Below are 16,117 nucleotides of genomic sequence, written 5' to 3'. Positions count from 1 at the left end.
CCTGCACGGTCTGCCGGCTGTCGAGCGAGGCGCGCGCTGATTCAGCGCCCGGCCGTCAGACCACGGTAGGACACCATCCGGCGCTCGCCCCCGTGCTCCAAGACGGCGACGGCACCCTCAGCGTGCGGCCGCCACGTGCAGGGAGCACGGACGCGTGAACGGACGGTCCGCCAGGCCCTATCCGGTGCCGAAATCGGGAAGCGTGAGTGAGCCGTCCTCGGCCAGTGGGAACCCCGGGTTGTGGGCGATCTCCCAGGCGTGGCCGTCCGGGTCGACGAAGGCGCCGGAGTAGAAGCCGATTTCGTTGGTGGCCGCAGGCTTGGTGATCCTTCCGCCGGCCCGCTCGACAGCGGCGAGCAGTGCGTCGGCCTCCGCCTCCGAGCGGACGTTGTGCGCGAGGGCGATCCCGCCGAAACCCCCGGCGGTACGGGGCTCCAGGCCGCAGTCCCGGGCGAGTTTCTCGCGGCTCCACAGGACCAGTCCCAGACCGCCCGCCTGGAAGAAGACGGTCTCCTCGACCTCCTGGCCCCGCCACCCCAGCGCCTCGTAGAAGCGCTTGGCGCGGGCGAGGTCGGACACTCCCAGCGTGATCAATGTGATGCGCTGTTCCATGCGATCACGCTACGTCGGCCGCCCGCGTCTCACTCCTGACGCAGCAGATCCCGTACGGCGGCGAAGGAGCCCTCGGCCGTCGCCGGGTCGGCTCCGGCGGGCCAGCGCGCTCAGCGGGATCGGGGTGACGGACGGGAGGCCTTCGTAGGGGGTCAGGCCGTCGGGGGCGGGCCCGACCGCGGCGAGCAGGGCCACGCCCTCGCCGGTGCGGGCGATGTCCAGGGGCTCCCCGTGAAGCTCTCCACGAAATGCCACGATCCGCCGTGTTCTGCGGGCGGTCGCCGCGCGTCCGGGAGCGGCGCGGCGGCCGCGGCAGTCGTATCGTCTGCCGCGGCGCGGGCGCCTGGGCATGAGCGGGGACGGCGCCGTTCATCTCCCGGGCCCGGCGCCTTCCCTCGTCTCACGCGCCTGCTGTCAGGGCCGGACAAGCAGGGTGCGGACGCCCTCGGAGGTCAGCGTCAGCGGGTGCTCGGACCCGGCGTCGATGGTGAGCGACAGATCGTCGGCGGGCCACTGCGAGGCCAGCGCACCGAGCGGCACCAGACGGTAGCGGGAGACGAACGGCAGCAGCCCGGCCATCTCCCCCTCCGAGGTGAACACGGGCACCACCGGGTCGCCGCCCGGCTGCTCCAGGACCGGCAGCGCCACCGCGCTCGGATCGACTGCGTCCTCCTGGCTCGCGTCGTCGGGCACGGGAACGAGCACCTCACTGCCGGCGAGCGTGTCCAGCGCCACCGTGTCCTCGGTGTTCACGGCCAGCGCGTCCAGCGCCTGACGGGCAGGTGTGGTGGTGTGGTCGTTGGCAGGTATCTCCATGGCAGATCCCCTGGTAGCGGCGGTCGTACGGCCCGCCCGGGACAAGATCGGCCCCCGGCACGGTCCTGCTCGCGTACCCGATCCCCACCAGCCCAATCACCCGTTCCCCGGGAATTCACCTGGGGTGGTCGCCTCAGGGAATCAGCGGTATGTCCTGCGAGGGCAGCCCGAGGCGGTCGCAGCCGACACGGCGGGCCAGCGGCTCGGCCATGCTCGCTCCCACATGCGTCCAGTACGTGGCCGCGTCCCGGAAGTAGCGCTGCATCCGCTCGCCGTCGCGGGCGTGCCGCGATCCTGCCGTGCGAAAGAGGATGCCCTGCAGCACGTCCCAGGCCGCGCGCCCGGCGTTCAGGAACATCAGCGCGAGCCGGTTGTCCTCGACGACGGTGAAGGGGGCCTCGCCGGTGACGTTGCGCCGGCAGGTCTCCATCCAGTCCTGCGCGGTCTGCCGCAGCGCCGCCTCGGCCATGTCGATGATGCCGAGCGCCTCTCCCAGATGGCGCTGGTAGTCGTGCAGGTCGGCACGGGTGCGGTCGGGTTCCAGGGTGAGCGGCCGGGCGGCGACGACCCGTGCGTACTCGTCGGCGGCCGCGTACGCGGTACCGATCATGATGGCGGCCAGCTCGCCGTGGAAGAAGCTCGGCGCCCGCCCGGCATACATCGGATTGCCGTGCACTTCCGAGCCGGTGCTGCCGCCCTCGACGGGCAGGTCGAGCAGGAAGGCCTCGCGGGTGAGGTACTCCGGGATGCGGGCCTGCTCCATGTGGATGCTGTTGGAGCCGCTGCCGCGCAGGCCGAGCACACCGTGCCAGTCGTCGAGCACCGTCCACACCGAGCGCGGCGCGACGAACAGCACGGGCGGTCCCGGTGCCTCGCCCGGTGCGGCGGGGGCGCGCAGGGTCTGGCCGACGTAGTGCGTGGAGTAGGGGGCGCCGGAGGAGTACGGCCAGGTGCCGTCCAGGACGACATGCCCGTCGCCGTCGGGCTGTGCGACTCCGACGGGGACGGCGGTGGAGGCGGCCCGGAAGTCGCCGTCGTCGCCGAAGATCTCGTCCTGCGCCTGCTCGTCGAAGAGGGTGGCGACCTGGAGCACATGGGCGGCGGTCAGCGAGAGCGCCCATCCGGTGGAGGGGCAGCCGCGGGCGATCTCGGTGACCACGCGGTAGAAGACCGGCAGGCCGAACTCGTAGCCGCCGTAGCGGCGCGGCTGGAGCATCCGGTAGAAGCCGGCCTGGAGGAAGTCGTCGTGGGTGTCCTTGGGGTAGTGCGTCAACCGCTCGGTCTCCGGCTGGCGTTCGAGCAGGACGGGCCTGAGCGCTGTGGCGCGCTCGATGATGTCGTCTTCGGTGAGGTCGGGTTCGGGAGCGGCGAGCACGGTGCCTCCTGACCGGGGGGCCGTCGGTCACATCACGCGATAGAGGTGATTGAACACGGCAAGCGCCCTGCGGGTACGACCGGATAAGGCCAACGTCGTCCGGGACTCAGCCGAGCAGACGGCACGGCAGCGCCCGCTCCTCGGCGCCGCCCCGCCCGTCCGGCTCCACCCGGTGGACCTGGGCGCCCGGCACCCGCGTCACCGTCTCCGTCAGCTCGCCGTCCACGAACAGCGCACCAACCCCGTCGTCCAGCGCCCATCCGGCGGGCAGCGAGCCGTCGGCGACCGCCGCACGGTACGAGGGGCGGCGGCCCGGCTCGCTGTCGTAGTGCGGGCAGACCGAGCCGGGCAGCAGGCCGAGGCCGTCCGGCAGGAAGGTGAGGGGGCCGAAGGAGTCGGTGTGCGAGCCCTCGGCCCAGCAGTTGGCTCCTGCGCTGATGCCGCACAGCAGGGTGCCCCGGTCGTAGGCCTCGCGCAGCAGCCGGTCCACGCCGTGTGTGCGCCACACCGCCAGCATGTTCGCGGTGTTGCCGCCGCCCACGTACACGACATCCTGCGCGAGCACGAACGCCCGCAGCGCCTCGTCGTCCAACTCCCGCCGGAACAGCGGCAGTACGGTCGGCTCACCTGCGTGGCGTGACCGGAACACGTCGTAGAACCGTTCGATGTAGGCGGCGGCGTCCCCGCTGGCGGTGGGCACGAAGCACACACGCGGTCGGGCGGTGCGCGCGTGGCCCAGCAGCCAGTCGTCCAGCAGGCCGTCGTCGTCGAGGCTGAAGCCGCCGCCGAGGAGGGCCACACGGCGCTGCTTGAACGGGGATTCGCTCATGCCGCCTCCCCGAGCAGTTCGGCGACGGTGGTCACGCGGATCAGCGGGCGGTACAGGTCCATGATGTGCAGCGCCTTGGTGTGCGAGTCGTCGTCCGCGCCCGCGCAGGCGTCGGCGGCGACCAGCACCTCGACACCGGCGTCGGCGGCGGCGAGGGCGGTGGACAGGACGCAGCAGTCGGTGCTGACGCCGGCCAGGGTCAAGCGCTTCTCGAGGCCCAGGTGCCGGGCGAGTTCCAGGGTCCACTTGCCGAAGGTCGTGGCGTCGACGACATGCCTCGCGTGTGGTGTGAACTCGTCGGTCAGTTGCCAGAGTCGGGCGTCACGTGGTTGGAGGGCGAAGGGCCACTGCTCGTAGTAGGTCTGCCAGGCGCCGTCCGGTTCGGCGGGGGCCAGGAAGCGGGTGAAGGCGACCCGGTCGCCGTAGGCCGGCAGCAGACGTCGTACTCCTGCCGCGGCCTCGGTGAAGCGGGGGGTGGCCCAGGGGCTGTCGGGGTCGGCGAAGACGCGCTGCATGTCGATGACGGCGAGCAGTCCGCCGGCGGAGGGGGTCATGCGATCGGCACCTCCTCCCCCGTGGCCGGGCTGGGCGCCTCGGCCTCCTGGGCGCGGACGCGGGCGCGGCCCAGGGCCAGGGTGCCGAGGAAGGCGAGTGCGAGGGCGGCGAGGACACCGAGGTTGGCGTAGGCCCAGGAGCCGGACTTGCCACCGAGGCCGAACGGTTCGAGGAGGTAGCCCTGCCAGCTGAGCCAGCTGGCCGCGGAGTTGGTGACCAGGCCCCAGCCGAGGGCGGTGGCGGCGAGGGTGAGCAGCAGCGGGACGGGCGGTACGTCGCCGTAGCGGCCGGCGGGGCGGTAGAGGGCTGCCTCGTCGTAGTCGCGACGGCGCAGGGCGAGGTCGGCGAGCATGATGCCGCACCAGGCGGCGATGGGGACCCCGAGGGTGGTCAGGAAGCCCATGAACTGGCCGAGGAAGTCGCCCGCGAAGAAGACGATGTAGACCGAGCCGGCGATCATCAGGACGCCGTCCACGAAAGCGGCCAGATAGCGGGGGATCCTGATGCCTGCCGACAGCAGGGCGAGGCCCGAGGAGTAGATGTCGAGGACCGCGCCGCCGACCAGGCCGAGCACCGCGACCACCGCGAAGGGGACCAGGAACCAGGTGGGCAGGATGGTGGTGAGGGCGCCGATCGGGTCGGCGGCCACGGCCGTGTCGAGTTTCGTGGAGGACCCTGCCAGCAGCAGTCCGAAGACCAGCAGGAGCAGCGGAGCCACGGATGCGCCGAAGGTGGTCCAGCCGATCACGCCCCGGTTCGAGGAACTGCGGGGCAGATAGCGGGAGTAGTCGGCGGCGGCGTTGACCCAGCCGAGGCCGAAGCCGGTCATCATGAACACCAGCGCGCCGATGAACTCCTGGGCGGAGCCCGCCGGGAGGGCGCTGACGGTGCTCCAGTGGATGTGGTCGGCGACGAGCGCGATGTACACGACGGTCAGGACACCCGTCACCACGGTGATCACGGTCTGCAGCCGCATGATCAGGTCGAAGCCCATCACGCCGCCGATCACGGTGAGGGCGCCGACCAGGACGAGAGCGACCACCTTGGTCTCCGTACCGCCTCCCCAGCCGAGCCGTCCGAACACCGTCGCGGTGGCCATGGTGGCCAGGGCGCAGAGCACGGTCTCCCAGCCGACGGTGAGCATCCAGGAGATCACCGAGGGCAGGCGGTTGCCGCGCACCCCGTACGCGGCGCGGCTCAGAACCATGGTCGGCGCCGAGCCGCGCTTGCCGGCCACGGCGATGAACCCGCAGAGCAGGAACGAGAAGACGATGCCGATGACGCCCGCGGTCAGTGCCTGCCAGAAGGAGATCCGGAAGCCGAGCGCGAAGGCGCCGTAACTCAGCCCCAGGATGGAGACGTTGGCGCCGAACCAGGGCCAGAACAGGGTCCGCGGGGTGCCCTTGCGCTCGGCGTCGGCGATGACGTCGAGGCCGTGCGTCTCCACCTGGAGCTGCCGGCCCGCGGCTCTGTTGTCGGGAGTGTCCGGGGCGTCTGCCATCGTCGTCCTACCTGTTCGGGCGGGTGTTGCCCGAAGCCTTGTCGGCGCAGGTCGGGGCGTCAAGGCTGCACAGGACGTACCCGTGGGCGCACCGGGGCCCCGAGGAGGAATCCGCGGCCCCGGTGCGGGCCTTCCCGGTCAGGCCGTCGTCTCGGAGCGTTCCGGTGCGGTCCAGTGGGTGTGGAAGGTGCCGGGGCAGTCGGTGCGGTGGTAGGTGTGGGCGCCGAAGTAGTCGCGCTGGCCCTGCAGGAGGGCGGCGGGCAGGCGGTCGGCGCGCAGGGTGTCGTAGTGGGCGAGGGCGGCGGAGAAGGCGGGGACGGGGATGCCGCGGCGGGCGGCGGAGGCGATGATCTCCCGCCAGGGGACCTGCGCGTCGGTGATCTCCATGGCGAACTCCATCTCGCCGAGCAGGCTGACCAGGTCGCGGTCGAAGGCGTAGGCGGCGCGGATGCGGTCGAGGAAGGAGGCGCGGATGATGCAGCCGCCGCGCCAGATCCGGGCGACGGTGCCGAGGTCGATCTTCCAGCCGTACTGGGCGGCCGCGTCCTGGATCATCTTCCAGCCCTGGTCGTAGGCGATGACCTTCGACGCGTACAGGGCGTGCTCGACCTGTGAGGTGAAGCGTTCGGCCTCGGTGCGGCTGAGCGGGGGCCGGGTGCCGCCGGGCAGGCCCGAGTAGGCGGCACGCAGGGCGCGCTGGCCGGAGGCGGCGCGGGCGAAGGTGGCCTGGGCGATGGCGGTGACCGGCGATCCCAGGTCGAGCGCGGTCTGCACGGTCCAGCGGCCGGTGCCCTTCTGTCCCGCGGAATCGGCGACGACGTCCACGAACGGGGCGCCGGTGACCGGGTCGGTGTGGGCCAGCACCTCGGCGGTGATCTCGATCAGGTAGGAGCGGAGCCGGCCCTTGTTCCAGTGGCTGAAGACCTCGGCGATCTCGGCGGGGGTGTAGCCGGCGACCTGGCGCAGCAGGTCGTAGGCCTCCGCGATGAGCTGCATGTCGGCGTACTCGATGCCGTTGTGGACCATCTTGACGAAGTGACCGGCGCCGTCGCTGCCGATGTGCGCGGCGCACGGTTCGCCGCCGACCTTGGCGCTGATGGTCTCGAACATGGGCCCGAGGACGTCGTACGCCTCCGCCGAGCCGCCGACCATGATCGAGGGGCCTTCGAGGGCGCCCTCCTCGCCGCCGGAGACACCGGCGCCGACGAAGTGGATGCCGCGTCCGCGCAGGACGGCCTCGCGGCGGCGGGTGTCGGCGAAGTGGGCGTTGCCCCCGTCGATGACCATGTCGCCGGGTTCGAGGAGCGGGGCGAACTCGTCGATGACCGCATCGGTGGCCTCCCCCGCCTGCACCATGATCATCAGTCGGCGGGGGCGCTGGAGGGCGGCCACGAAGTCCGCGGGCGTCTCGGCGGGGACGAAGGTGCCCTCGTCGCCGTACACCTCCATGAGCGCGCGGGTGCGGCCCGCCGTGCGGTTGTGGACGGCGACGGTGTAGCCGTTGCGGGCGAAGTTCCGAGCCAGGTTGCGGCCCATCACGCCCAGGCCGGTCACGCCGATGGCTGCGGTTGCGTTCATGGTGTACGTCCCTCGGTCGGTCCGGTGGCGGTTGCGGGGCGGGCGTGCCCCCTGCCCGTCAGGTACGGACGGGCGGCCGGATCGTCTCGATTCCGGGTTTGCGCGCGTCAGCAGCGGTGTGACGAACCCCGCTCAAACGATCGATCAAACAGGGATTAACATATGAGCGCCGCCTAGCTCGAAAGATGGATCTGTGACTGTCAACGACGACTCGTTCACCAACTGGAAGACCCGCGAGGAGATCGCGGAGTCGATGATCCCGATCATCGGGAAGCTGCACCGCGAGCGGGACGTGACGGTCCTGCTGCACAGCCGCTCCTTGGTGAACAAGTCGGTGGTCAGCATCCTGAAGACGCATCGGTTCGCCCGGCAGATCGCCGGCGAGGAGCTCTCGGTCACCGAGACCCTGCCGTTCCTCCGGGTGCTCACCGCCCTCGACCTCGGCCCCTCCCAGATCGACATCGGCATGCTCGCGGCCACGTACAAGGCCGACGACCGCGGTCTGTCGGTGGAGGCCTTCACCGCGGAGGCCGTCGCGGGCGCCACCGGCGCCAACAAGATCGAGCGCGGCGAGGGCCGTGACGTCGTCCTGTACGGCTTCGGGCGCATCGGCCGTCTGGTGGCCCGTCTGCTGATCGAGAAGGCCGGGTCCGGCAACGGCCTCAGGCTGCGCGCGATCGTGGTGCGCGGCGGCGGCGAGCAGGACATCGTCAAGCGGGCCTCGCTGCTGCGCCGGGACTCCATCCATGGCCAGTTCCAGGGCACCATCACGGTGGACGAGGCGAGCAGCACCATCTTCGCCAACGGCAACGCGATCAAGGTGATCTACGCGAACGACCCGTCGGAGGTCGACTACACCGCGTACGGCATCAGCAACGCCATCCTGATCGACAACACCGGCAAGTGGCGCGACCGCGAGGGCCTGTCCCAGCACCTGCGCCCCGGCATCGACAAGGTCGTGCTGACCGCACCGGGCAAGGGCGACGTCCCCAACATCGTGCACGGTGTCAACCACGACACCATCAAGCCGGACGAGCAGATCCTGTCCTGCGCCTCCTGCACCACCAACGCGATCGTGCCGCCGCTGAAGGCGATGGCGGACGAGTACGGCGTGCTTCGTGGCCATGTGGAGACCGTTCACTCGTTCACCAACGACCAGAACCTGCTGGACAACTACCACAAGGCCGACCGCCGCGGCCGTTCCGCGCCGCTGAACATGGTGATCACCGAGACCGGTGCCGCCTCCGCCGTCGCGAAGGCGCTGCCGGACCTCAAGGCGCCCATCACCGGCAGCTCGATCCGCGTCCCGGTGCCGGACGTCTCGATCGCGATCCTCAGCCTGCGGCTCGGCCGCGAGACCGACCGCGAGGAGGTCCTGGACCATCTGCGCAATGTGTCGCTGACCTCGCCGCTCAGGCGCCAGATCGACTTCACGACCGCTCCCGACGCGGTCTCCAGCGACTTCATCGGCTCGCGCCACGCCTCGATCATCGATGCGGGCGCCACCAAGGTGGACGGCGACAACGCGATCCTCTACCTCTGGTACGACAACGAGTTCGGCTACTCCTGCCAGGTCATCCGTGTCGTCCAGCACGTCTCCGGGGTGGAGTACCCGACGTTCCCGAGCCCGGCGGTCTGACCTCGGTGAACCGTCCGGTCAAGGGTCGGCAATGACCGCTTGACCGGACGCCTCCGGGGAATGAATCCGGCCACAGGGGCGGGTCATCACTCTGGAGGCTGCCGTGACCACTTCGTCGGAACCGCGGGTGTCGGGCCTGGAGATCCGCTCCATCGACTACGTCCCGCTGGACGAGCGCCACGGCAAGCTGTGGCATCTGGGCCCGCTGTGGTTCATGTCGAACGCGCAGATCGCCACCTTGGCGGTGGGCCTGATCAGCATCACCGAGGGCGGCAACCTCATCTGGTCGCTGATCGCGATCGTGGCAGGCACCGTCCTCGGCACCTTCTTCATGGCCTTCCACTCGGCCCAGGGCCCGCAGCTGGGGCTGCCGCAGATGATCCAGTCGCGGCCCCAGTTCGGCTATGTGGGTGCCCTGCTGGTGTGGCTGTTCGCCTATGTGCAGTACGCGGGGTTCAACGTCTTCAACACCATCCTCGCCGGTGAGGCGATGCATACCACGGTGCACGGCGGCGTCAAGCTGTGGGTGGTCGTCGTCACCGCCGTCGCCCTGGTGATCGCGCTGGTGGGCTACGACGTCATCCACCGGGCCGAGCAGTTCCTGACGTACTCCTTCCTGGTGGTCTTCGGGATCTTCACCGTGGGCGTCCTGGTCACGCTGCACTACCCGGCGGGCTCCTTCGACCTCGGCGCCTTCAAGGCCACACCGTTCCTCGCGCAGTTCGGCGTGGTCGCCGGCTACCAGATCAGCTGGGCCATCTATGTCTCCGACTACTCCCGCTACCTCCCGCCGGGCGTGACCGTCCGCAAGACCTTCTACTGGACCTACTTCGGTTCGGCGCTCGGCGGCATCTGGCTGATGGTCCTCGGGGCGCTGCTCGCCGCATGGGCGGGCAAGGACTTCGAGACGATCAAGTCGATCAACGCGGCCGGCGACAAGGTGTTCAGCGGGTTCGGCGCGATCGTGCTGCTCTTCGCCGTCCTGGGCCTGGTCTCCGTCACCGCGCTGAACATGTACGGCGGCTCGCTGACCCTCATCAGCGCCATCGACTCCATCAGACGGGTGACGCCGACGCTCGGCGTGCGGCTGGTGACCATCGGGCTGACCGCGGCGCTCTCCCTGGTCGGCGCACTGGCCGCGACCTCCAACTTCCTCGAGAACTTCAACAACTTCCTGCTGCTGGTGCTCTATCTGTTCATCCCGTGGACCGCGGTCAACCTGATGGACTACTACGTGGTGCGCCGCGGCCACTACGCCATCGCCGAGATCTTCAACCCCCGTGGAATCTACGGCCGTTGGGGCTGGCACGGCATCATCGCCTACCTGGTGGGCTTCGCCGTCATGATCCCCTTCTTCTCCGTCGGCACCCTCTACACCGGCCCCGTCGCCGATGCACTCGACGGAGCCGACATCTCGCTGTTCATCGGGCTGCCGGTGGCCGCGGTGCTCTACTGGCTGCTGACCCGTTCGATCGACGTGGAGGCCGAGCAGCGGCTGGCCGAGGCCGAGGCGGAGGCGCTGGAACAGGCGGCACACGAGCACCGCGAACCCTGACCGCTCCCCCTGGGAAACAGCGCCCGTCCAAGACGGTCGAAAGATGTGACCCAGACCATAAGGGGTACGATGCCGTTTCGCTAACCGAGGGGACTATTCTGATCTGCAGGTGAACGAAACCGTTTCGTTTAGAGGCGGGAAGGACAGACATGGTCTCCGTACTCATCGTCAACGACCAGTCCCTGCAACGCGTCGGTCTGCGCATGCTCCTGGCTGCCGAGCCCGACCTGAGTGTGGTCGGCGAAGCGGCGAGCGCAGCCGAAGCGGTCGGCATGTGCTCCGCCCTCCGTCCGGACGTCGTCCTCATGGACAGCCAACTCGCCGGTACCGACGACATCGAAGCCATCCGGCGCATCGCACGCCCCGCACACCTCCCGCGATTCCTCCCGGCCTCCGAGACCGCAACGGCGGCCGGGCCCCCTGCCCGCGTCCTGGTGCTGACCTCGACACCGCACGAGAGGCACGCCTACGCCGCCCTGCGCGCCGGGGCCGCCGGCTTCCTCCTCACGGATGCCGCCCCGGAGGAACTGACCGCGGCCATCCGTGTGGTGGCCGCCGGAGACGCGGCGATCACCCCCGCCCTGACCCGTGCGCTCATCGACGCGGTCCGCGAGCAGCCCGCCGACCGGCCCACGGGGCGGGAGGCCGGACTGGACACCCTCACCGAACGCGAACGCGACGTCCTCACGGCCGTCGCCTCCGGCTGGTCCAACACCGAGATCGCCGTCCGGCTGTCCATCGCCCCCACCACCGTCAAGTCCCACGTCAGCCACATCCTCGCCAAGATCGGCGCCCGTGCCCGCGTCCAGGCGGTGACCTTCGCCTACGAGTCCGGGCTGATTCGGCCGGCGGCCTGAAGAGCCACGGCGAGCACGCCACCTGCACGCGCGCCGGGACGGTCCAAAACCCGTACGACAGCGTGGGTTTCGCCGGCCCACCCCGAGCCGCGCAGGAAGGAGACGGTCGGGCGGGACATCGGCTGCGCCAACCCCGCCCGAGGATCGCGCCATTGGCTCTCCGGCTGAGCCATCGCCCCTGCTCCGCCCCCGGGCGCCGGTCGTGCGTCTCCGAACTCCCGCGGAATTGTCCGTGATCAGTAACAGACGGATCCCGGAGCAGCCTTTCGCCGTCCTGACAGGTGCACAAGCAACACCGGGATGACAAGGGCGGGGCAGAAATGGCGCGGCATGGCGGGCGGGGCTGGTACGGCCGGGTATTCGCGGCGGCGGTCGGGGTGACGGCGGTGGCGGCGGCCACCTCGGTATGGACCGCGCAGGCCGGCCCCTCCAGCGGGCAGCACTCGGGCGCCTCGGCCCACCCCTCCTCGGCGGCGGCCGGCACCGGCCGGACGGCCCCGGTGGCGGTGAGCATCGTCCACGCCTCGGACCAGGGCGCCCGGGGCGTCAACATCACCATCGACGACGGGCCGGACCCGGTCTGGACACCGCAGGTCCTCCAAGTGCTCAAGGACAACGGTGTGAAGGCCACCTTCTGCATGGTCGGCACCCAGGCCCAGGCGCATCCGGACCTGGTCAAGGCGGTCGTGGCGGCCGGGCACCGGCTGTGCGACCACACCGTGTCGCACGACACGACCATGGACAAGAAGCCCAACTCCTACCAGTCCAAGGAGATCCTGGACGCCGCCGCCATGATCACCAAGGCCTCCGGGGGCGTCCGGCCGCTGTACTACCGGGCCCCGGGCGGTGCCTTCACCCCCTACAGCAGGAACCTCGCCGCCTCGCAGGGGATGCGGCCGCTGGGCTGGAACGTGGACTCCAAGGACTTCGAACGCCCCGGCAGCGCCGCCATCATCGCCACCGTCAAGAACGAGCTGTCCAACGGCCCGACGATCCTCTTCCACGACGCCGGCGGAGACCGCTCCCAGACGGTGGCCGCCCTGCGCGAGGTCCTGCCCTGGCTGAAGCAGCAGGGCCGCTCCTTCGGCTTCCCGGTGCGCTGAGCCCCGCCCGGGCAACCGCCTCTCGTACGTCAGAGCTTGGCGCCGAAGTCCTGCGTCCACCACGGCCCGCCCGACCCGTCGTGGACGCCCACGCCGATGTCCTTGAACGCGCAGTTGAGGATGTTGGCGCGGTGGCCGGGGCTGTTCATCCAGGACTCCATCACCGCCTCCGGCGTCTGCTGGCCCTGGGCGATGTTCTCCCCGTACGTGGACCACGTGTAGCCCGCGGCGGTGATGCGCTTCCCGGGGTCGAGGCCGTCGGGGTTGGTGTGGTCGAAGAAGTGCCGGACGCCCATGTCGTCGGAGTGGCCCTGCGCGGCCTTGTCCAGTTGCGGGTCCTCGGTCAGGGCGCCGCAGCCGTTGGCCGCCCGCTCCTTGTTCACCAGCGCGACCACCTGTGCGACCGTGCCGGACGGTGTCGACGACGCCTCGGGTGTGCCGGACGCCGTGCGCGTCGGGCGGGCCGGCGGGCGGGGCGCCGACGCGTCCTTCTTCGCGGGGCGCGGGCTCTTGGAGGCGCTCGCCTTCTTCGCCCGTGAGGCGGACGGGGACGGGGAGGCCGAAGGCGGAGTGTCGACGGCAGTAGATTCCGACAGGTCCGCGACGGGGGCGGCCGCGGTGTGCTCGGCGCTCGCTCCCTCGCTGCCGGTCCCGGGGCCCGTGCCGAGGTACCAGAGGCCGCCGCCCGCCACGCAGGCCGCGACGACCGCACCGCCGACGGCCCTGCGCCGGTTGCGCCGGCGCCGGCGCACCTCGCTGCGGGATCCCGGCCGCCCGCGCACGGCACGGTGTCCGGCTTCCGGACCCGATCCGTTACGGCTGCCGGAGGGCCGTAGCCCGGTGCCGGGCAACGCCATCCCTGCCTCGGCCGTCCCTCCACCGGCGGCGCGCACACCCGTCAGCAGCGCGGGCGCCGCGGCCACCAGTGCCAGCCCGGCCAGCAACCCCTCCACGGGCATCAGCCCGCTCCACAGGCCCGAGCACCGCCCACAGCCACGGGCGTGCCGGGCTATTCGTTTGCGCCACAGCGCCGAGGGCCGCCCGTCCCAGGTGTCCAGCATGCCGCGCAACTCCGGGCACGGCGGCTGCGCGTCCAGCGCCCGCACCACCACGCGGGCCGCCTCCAGCTGCGCCTTCATCCGCTGCACCCGTACCGCGGTGTGCTGCGGCGACAACTCCAGGGCGGCGGCCACCTCCGAGCGGGTCAGCTCGCCCGCGCACTCCAGCCACCACAGCGACAGCAGTCCCCGATCGTCGGGCTCCAGCCAGCGAGTGGCGCGCGCGGTCTCCTGGCGCTGCCCGGAGAGCTGGAGCTGTACGAGGGTGAGGTCCACGAAGTCGGCGCCCGGATCGGCGAGTTCCTCCGCCTCCTCCACGGTGCCCGGGGCGACCTGCCGGTCCTGCCAGTGCTTGCGGATCTCGTTCATCGCGATCGCCACGAGCCAGGAACGGAAACTCTCAGGGGTGCGCAGACCGCCCAGTCCGTCCAGGGCGCGCAGCATGGTCTCCTGCACCACGTCGTCGACGTCGACCGAGCCGTTCAGCGCCCGCCCCACGATGTTGTAGACCAGCGGCAGGTACGCACTGACCAGGGCGTCCTGAGCTTCCGGATCGCCCCCTCGGGCGGCGGCGACCAGTGCCGCCGGCTCCACCGTGCGCTGTGTACCCATGAAAACTGTCCCGTCCTCGACGCCGAACGATCCTGCCCGATACCTGGGAGACCGGTGGGTGGCTCTCGGATAACAGTTCTTCGGACACATGCTCAGTCAACCAGTGGCGTTCCGGTGGATGTCTGGCTGGAGGTGCCGGATGTAATTCGCTACCTTCCGTTGCATCTGTAGCCAGTTGTCCCTTCCGTGGAGGAGAACGTGACGCCCATGAGGAACGTTGCAGCCACTGTGGCGATCGCTGTCACCGCGCTGGCAGGCGCGTCCGTGCCGGCCGGCGCGGCGGGCACGTCCGGCGACGCGCAGGCCCAGGCCACCAACGTCGACGGGCGAACCGTCGAGGAGAGCGCCCCGTTGGAGCACTCTTTGCTCGACTTCGTGCAGCGTGCCTCGTCCCCGGAGGAGGGCGAGCTTGGAGTGGCTTGCTTCGATGGGCGAACCGACGGCAACCGGAACGTCTATCTGACCTGCGACAGCCACACGTACCCGGTGTATGTGGACTGCACCGACGGCCGCCATGAGTTCCGGCGTTCCTACTCCGGCCGGTGGGACTTCCGCCTGACCTGCCCTGCAGGAACCCGCGCGGTCTGGGGCGGCAGTTGGTTCGGGCATGCATAGTCCGCGGTTGACCGTTTGGGCATGACGTGCGGCCTCGGACCACTGGGCGGGAGGGCGGCGAGGGCTGATCCCTCTCCGCCCTCCCCTTCGTCCTCAGGCGTCGTCGACGGCATGAGCACCTCGCGGTCCCAGGCGGGCGAGCGGGGAGAGGGCCATCAGTGCCGGTGACAGCAGCATGCCTACGGCGGTCACCAGGAGGCTGGCCTGCGTGCCCCACTCTTCCGCGAGAAAACCGCCGAGCAGCGAGCCGAGCGGGGTCATCCCCATGCCGACGAAGTTGATCGTCGCCGCCGCGCGGCCCTGCATCCCGTACGGAGTGACGGTCTGCCGTACGGCCATGACCGTGACGTTCACCAGCTGGCTGAAGGTCCCGAAGACGAAGTTCAGCGCGACCAGCGCGGGAACCGTCACCCCAGGCGAACCGTGCAGTGCGGGCACGAGCAGGAACACGCCGTCGCCGAGCGCTGCCGCGGACACGAGCACCGTGCCGTATCCGAAGCGGCCCGGTAGGCGGGCGGCCAGCAGCGATCCCAGGAGCGCGCCGGGCCCGGTCGCGGCGAGGGCGAGTCCGATCGCGGTGCCCGACAGGTGCAGGTCCCGTGGCAGGAACAGCAGATAGACGGTCATCCCAGCCGCGAAGAAGAACTGGAAGGCGGCTGACGCGAGGCACACGGCCCGCAGCAAGGCGTCCCCGGCGACGAAGCGCAGGCCCTCATGGATGCGCCGCCAGACCCGAGAAGGACCCGCCGGGCGTTCCGGGACTGATTCGCGGTTCCCCATCCGTCGGATCGAGAGGAACGAGAGGGCGAAGAACACCGCGCTGGAGGCGACAGCGATCGGCGCCGACAGCAGGGAGACCAACGCACCGCCGAGGGCGGGACCGCCGATCTGCGCAGCGGACCGGCTGCCCTCGAGCGCACTGTTGCCCCGCACCAACTGGTCGCGTTCCACCAGCCGTACCAAAGACGCCTGGTAGGCCATGTCGAAGAACACCGACAGCGCCCCGACGGCGACGGCGACCACGAGCAGCCCCGGCAGGCCGAGCCGTCCGAGGAGGCCGGCCACGGCCGCGGCGCCCAGTGCCAGGGCCCGACCGGCGTCCGTCAGCACCATCACCGTACGGGTCCGCCACCTGTCCACCCACGCGCCGACGAACAGCGACAGCAGCAGGATCGGCGCCTGCCCCGCCGCGCGCAGGGCGCCCAACTGCCCGGCGTCGGCGTTGAGCGTCAGGACGGCAAGGAGCGGCAGGACCACCAGGCTTGCCTGCTCGCCCAGTTGGGAGACCGTCTGGCCCACCCAGAGCCGACGGAAGTCGCCGTCCCGCCACAGACTCGACGCAGTACGTCGACCGGAATCGGATACGGCGGAGGAAGAGAACGGCAACAGGCACCTCTCGTACGACCGAAGAC

14 protein-coding genes are annotated in these 16,117 nt (G+C 70.6%); 5 read left to right on the top strand and 9 right to left on the bottom strand.

What is annotated here, in order from left to right:
- Positions 1–177: 177 nt before the first annotated feature.
- The 7 genes from ACIBW9_RS10685 to gndA form a co-directional block, all read right to left on the bottom strand.
- Positions 178–612 (bottom strand): VOC family protein, encoded by a 435-nt coding sequence (locus ACIBW9_RS10685; RefSeq protein WP_398953369.1) that lies wholly within the window; start codon positions 610–612, stop codon positions 178–180.
- A 414-nt stretch (positions 613–1,026) separates the two neighbouring features.
- Complete coding sequence (locus ACIBW9_RS10680) at positions 1,027–1,428, bottom strand: SseB family protein (protein ID WP_398953367.1); 402 nt, start codon at positions 1,426–1,428, stop codon at positions 1,027–1,029.
- 133 nt (positions 1,429–1,561) lie between these two features.
- Positions 1,562–2,803 (bottom strand): acyl-CoA dehydrogenase family protein, encoded by a 1,242-nt coding sequence (locus tag ACIBW9_RS10675; protein WP_398953365.1) that lies wholly within the window; start codon positions 2,801–2,803, stop codon positions 1,562–1,564.
- 106 nt (positions 2,804–2,909) lie between these two features.
- Positions 2,910–3,632, bottom strand: coding sequence for a Type 1 glutamine amidotransferase-like domain-containing protein (locus ACIBW9_RS10670; protein WP_398953363.1), 723 nt, complete (start codon positions 3,630–3,632; stop codon positions 2,910–2,912).
- On the bottom strand, positions 3,629–4,186 hold the full coding sequence (locus ACIBW9_RS10665; RefSeq protein ID WP_398953361.1) for a cysteine hydrolase family protein: 558 nt from the start codon (positions 4,184–4,186) through the stop codon (positions 3,629–3,631). The genes ACIBW9_RS10670 and ACIBW9_RS10665 overlap by 4 nt, the downstream gene beginning before the upstream one ends.
- Positions 4,183–5,688, bottom strand: a complete 1,506-nt coding sequence (locus tag ACIBW9_RS10660) for a purine-cytosine permease family protein (RefSeq protein ID WP_398953359.1) — start codon at positions 5,686–5,688, stop codon at positions 4,183–4,185. The genes ACIBW9_RS10665 and ACIBW9_RS10660 overlap by 4 nt, the downstream gene beginning before the upstream one ends.
- 138 nt (positions 5,689–5,826) lie before the next feature.
- On the bottom strand, positions 5,827–7,266 hold the full coding sequence (gndA, locus tag ACIBW9_RS10655; protein ID WP_398953357.1) for an NADP-dependent phosphogluconate dehydrogenase: 1,440 nt from the start codon (positions 7,264–7,266) through the stop codon (positions 5,827–5,829).
- 193 nt (positions 7,267–7,459) lie between these two features.
- Here gndA and ACIBW9_RS10650 point away from each other — a divergent pair, with 193 nt between their 5' ends.
- The 4 genes from ACIBW9_RS10650 to ACIBW9_RS10635 all read left to right on the top strand — a co-directional run bounded on the left by ACIBW9_RS10650 (position 7,460) and on the right by ACIBW9_RS10635 (position 12,420).
- Positions 7,460–8,905: a glyceraldehyde-3-phosphate dehydrogenase gene (locus tag ACIBW9_RS10650; protein ID WP_398953355.1), complete on the top strand. Its 1,446-nt coding sequence runs from the start codon at positions 7,460–7,462 to the stop codon at positions 8,903–8,905.
- Between the two features lie 103 nt (positions 8,906–9,008).
- Entirely contained in the window at positions 9,009–10,460 is a 1,452-nt protein-coding gene (locus ACIBW9_RS10645) for a purine-cytosine permease family protein (protein ID WP_398953353.1), read from the top strand.
- Between the two features lie 149 nt (positions 10,461–10,609).
- Positions 10,610–11,317, top strand: a complete 708-nt coding sequence (locus ACIBW9_RS10640) for a LuxR C-terminal-related transcriptional regulator (RefSeq protein WP_398953351.1) — start codon at positions 10,610–10,612, stop codon at positions 11,315–11,317.
- A gap of 320 nt (positions 11,318–11,637) precedes the next feature.
- Positions 11,638–12,420 carry a polysaccharide deacetylase family protein gene (locus ACIBW9_RS10635; protein ID WP_398953349.1) on the top strand — a complete coding sequence of 261 codons (783 nt, stop codon included), beginning with the start codon at positions 11,638–11,640 and terminating at the stop codon, positions 12,418–12,420.
- Positions 12,421–12,449: 29 nt separating this feature from the next.
- Here ACIBW9_RS10635 and ACIBW9_RS10630 read toward each other — a convergent pair whose 3' ends face one another.
- Positions 12,450–14,090, bottom strand: a complete 1,641-nt coding sequence (locus ACIBW9_RS10630; protein ID WP_398953347.1) for a sigma-70 family RNA polymerase sigma factor — start codon at positions 14,088–14,090, stop codon at positions 12,450–12,452.
- 207 nt (positions 14,091–14,297) lie between these two features.
- On the opposite strand from ACIBW9_RS10630, the gene ACIBW9_RS10625 reads away from it, so the two are divergent.
- Complete coding sequence (locus tag ACIBW9_RS10625; RefSeq protein ID WP_398953345.1) at positions 14,298–14,705, top strand: hypothetical protein; 408 nt, start codon at positions 14,298–14,300, stop codon at positions 14,703–14,705.
- A gap of 93 nt (positions 14,706–14,798) precedes the next feature.
- On the opposite strand, the gene ACIBW9_RS10620 is transcribed toward ACIBW9_RS10625, so the two are convergent.
- Positions 14,799–16,091, bottom strand: a complete 1,293-nt coding sequence (locus ACIBW9_RS10620; RefSeq protein ID WP_398953343.1) for an MFS transporter — start codon at positions 16,089–16,091, stop codon at positions 14,799–14,801.
- Between the last annotated feature and the right edge of the window lie 26 nt (positions 16,092–16,117).

Source organism: Streptomyces sp. NPDC049541, from assembly GCF_044465725.1.
In the GTDB taxonomy this organism is placed as follows: Bacteria; Actinomycetota; Actinomycetes; order Streptomycetales; family Streptomycetaceae; genus Streptomyces.
This window is presented reverse-complemented; position numbering and strand designations above follow the sequence as displayed.